This window comes from Acetivibrio ethanolgignens, from assembly GCF_001461035.1.
Lineage (GTDB): Bacteria > Bacillota > Clostridia > Lachnospirales > Lachnospiraceae > Velocimicrobium > Velocimicrobium ethanolgignens.
On record NZ_LNAM01000067.1, the window covers coordinates 1 to 1,987 of the forward strand.

Sequence of the window (1,987 nt, forward strand, 5' to 3'; positions counted from 1 at the left end):
AAAACGAGGTAAAAGTCAGTAAAATTAAGTGTTTTAGTTTAATCAGCAGACACTAATTAAATATTTCCATATAAATCTCCATTCCGCCGCCTTCGGCTGGCGGCACAAATAGTAATGAAAGTGTTCCAACTCTCTACGCTGTGCTGTAAAATAGTTTGCAAGAAACTACACTACAAGGCACGGGAGGAGGAGTTGTAATAACTTTCTTCGTTTTAGACAGCATATAAATCAGTGTAAGTTCTGCCTTTTCAAGCACAAATAAGTGGCATTATAAATCCGTCAATGTCATTTAGTTAATCCCGTTTCAACTAGTTTTACAGCGGTTCCTAATTTCAGGAACCGCTATTCTTATGTTACACAAAACTTAAAAAATATTACATTTCCCATAATCCCGGACTCATAAGAGTGAATTTCATTTCGGTTCCTTTTATCTGACTTCCCATATAACTTTCAATAAAATCAAAGTATCCATCTGCTCCGGACCTCTTCTCCCATGTATCGATGGAATCCTTGATTCTTAACAGACACATAACCGGAAGTTTGTAATAGCTTTTCAGCATTTCCTGCGATAGCTCTTCTGTATTTTCCTGCTGTTTTAAAAGTTCCATTACTTCCACATTTGTATATGGATCAAAAGCCATGAGTAAGGCTTTCTCCAGTTTTTCATTATCTTCATTCCTGAATTTTCCGGTATCTGCTTTTTCTCCCGTACATCTTTCTTTTATGTCAAACAGTGCCAATGCAATGGCTTCCCGCAGCCGGCGGCTGTTTGAAGATGGAAATTCCCGGTGTACTTTCAATGCATTTTCCTCCAGTGGCAAAAGAAGCATGGAACAGACCTCTTCTTCTCCTTTTCTCATCTTACCGAATTCCTTTTCCATCTGTGAATAGATTCTTTCAAACTGATACAACTGCATAGTTTTCTTCCTTTCTGTATTTCTGTAGCTTTTTTCAAAAAAAGCTTGACAAAGTGGTCAATATATGGTGCGCGAGCCTTGATTATAAACACTTTTCAAGGAGGCACCCTATGGCTCGTATTTTCTTATCTGATTTAAAAGTAACACTCGACAACTGCATTGCAGAACTGGTGGAAATTCATTTCATGTTCTGTAAAAATCCAGAGAGTGATTTCACCAGAAACCGCAAGCTTTCTTTCCATGACTATATCCAGCTCATGCTTCAGATGCAGAGCAAATCGGTTTCAAATGAAATCCTGGATTTCTATGAACATTCTCTTTCTGTTCCATACATTTGCGGAACAGTGCCGTGCTTTGTCTGACAGCCTTTACCTCGGTTACCGGCTTCTGGCCTGCGATGGATCCGATGTCAACATCACACGTGACCCTGTTCCTGCTATCCTTATGGCTGACCACGGCTACGAGAGCTTTAATACCTTTGCACACCTGATCCGGGAGAAAATGAAGTTCGTTATCCGCAGGAAGGATATCAACAGCAATGGTATTCTTTCTTCCTAATGATCTTCCTGACAGTGAATTCGATACTTACATAAGAACAACACTTACCAGACGTCATACAAAGGAAACCCTTGGCAATCCGGATACTTATACCATCCTCCAGCCTTCTACGGATTTTGATTTTCTCGATGAATGCTGTTCTTATTTCGATATTGAATTTCGGATCGTCCGGATTCGTCTTGATAACGGAGACCATGCTTCTCATACAAAAATACCTGACATCTGTCAGGTACAACCGAAAATATCCTATCAACCTCCGACCAAAGAGAAATAGGGATTTTAGGTATCGACCAGCCTGAATCTCGTCATTATTATACTTCATTATGAGGCAGATATGCAATCTATCTTTTTGTCGTGCGCAAAAATAATCACTTTACTCCCTGGAGAGTATTTTCTCCATACGGATATGCTGATTTTCTATATGATTTTCAGGCTATTTCCGGATAAGTGGCGACTTTAACTATACCGGTCAGATATCTGATCAGTTTTCGGGCATTCATTCCGGCAACTTT

Annotated in this window: 4 protein-coding genes; 3 read left to right on the plus strand and 1 reads right to left on the minus strand. The window is 39.6% G+C overall.

Translation table 11 applies throughout. From position 1 onward, the window contains the following. Positions 1-374: 374 nt before the first annotated feature. Positions 375-917, minus strand: coding sequence for a hypothetical protein (locus tag ASU35_RS04140; protein ID WP_058351796.1), 543 nt, complete (start codon positions 915-917; stop codon positions 375-377). 110 nt (positions 918-1,027) lie between these two features. Here ASU35_RS04140 and ASU35_RS04145 point away from each other — a divergent pair, with 110 nt between their 5' ends. Genes ASU35_RS04145 through ASU35_RS04155 form a run of 3 tightly spaced genes read left to right on the plus strand, consistent with a single transcriptional unit; the run spans position 1,028 to position 1,749 of the window. Continuing rightward, complete coding sequence (locus ASU35_RS04145) at positions 1,028-1,279, plus strand: hypothetical protein (protein ID WP_242861195.1); 252 nt, start codon at positions 1,028-1,030, stop codon at positions 1,277-1,279. After that, on the plus strand, positions 1,272-1,475 hold the full coding sequence (locus ASU35_RS04150; protein ID WP_058351797.1) for a hypothetical protein: 204 nt from the start codon (positions 1,272-1,274) through the stop codon (positions 1,473-1,475). The genes ASU35_RS04145 and ASU35_RS04150 overlap by 8 nt, the downstream gene beginning before the upstream one ends. Then, positions 1,456-1,749, plus strand: a complete 294-nt coding sequence (locus ASU35_RS04155; protein ID WP_058351798.1) for a hypothetical protein — start codon at positions 1,456-1,458, stop codon at positions 1,747-1,749. Before ASU35_RS04150 ends, ASU35_RS04155 begins: the two co-directional genes overlap by 20 nt. Positions 1,750-1,987: the final 238 nt, after the last annotated feature.

Bases quoted from the DNA above. Each gene is read 5' to 3' on its own strand.
- ASU35_RS04140 (WP_058351796.1), bottom strand. From the start codon at position 917: ATGCAGTTGTATCAGTTTGAAAGAATCTATTCACAGATGGAAAAGGAA.
- ASU35_RS04145 (WP_242861195.1), top strand. From the start codon at position 1,028: ATGGCTCGTATTTTCTTATCTGATTTAAAAGTAACACTCGACAACTGC.
- ASU35_RS04155 (WP_058351798.1), top strand. From the start codon at position 1,456: ATGGTATTCTTTCTTCCTAATGATCTTCCTGACAGTGAATTCGATACT.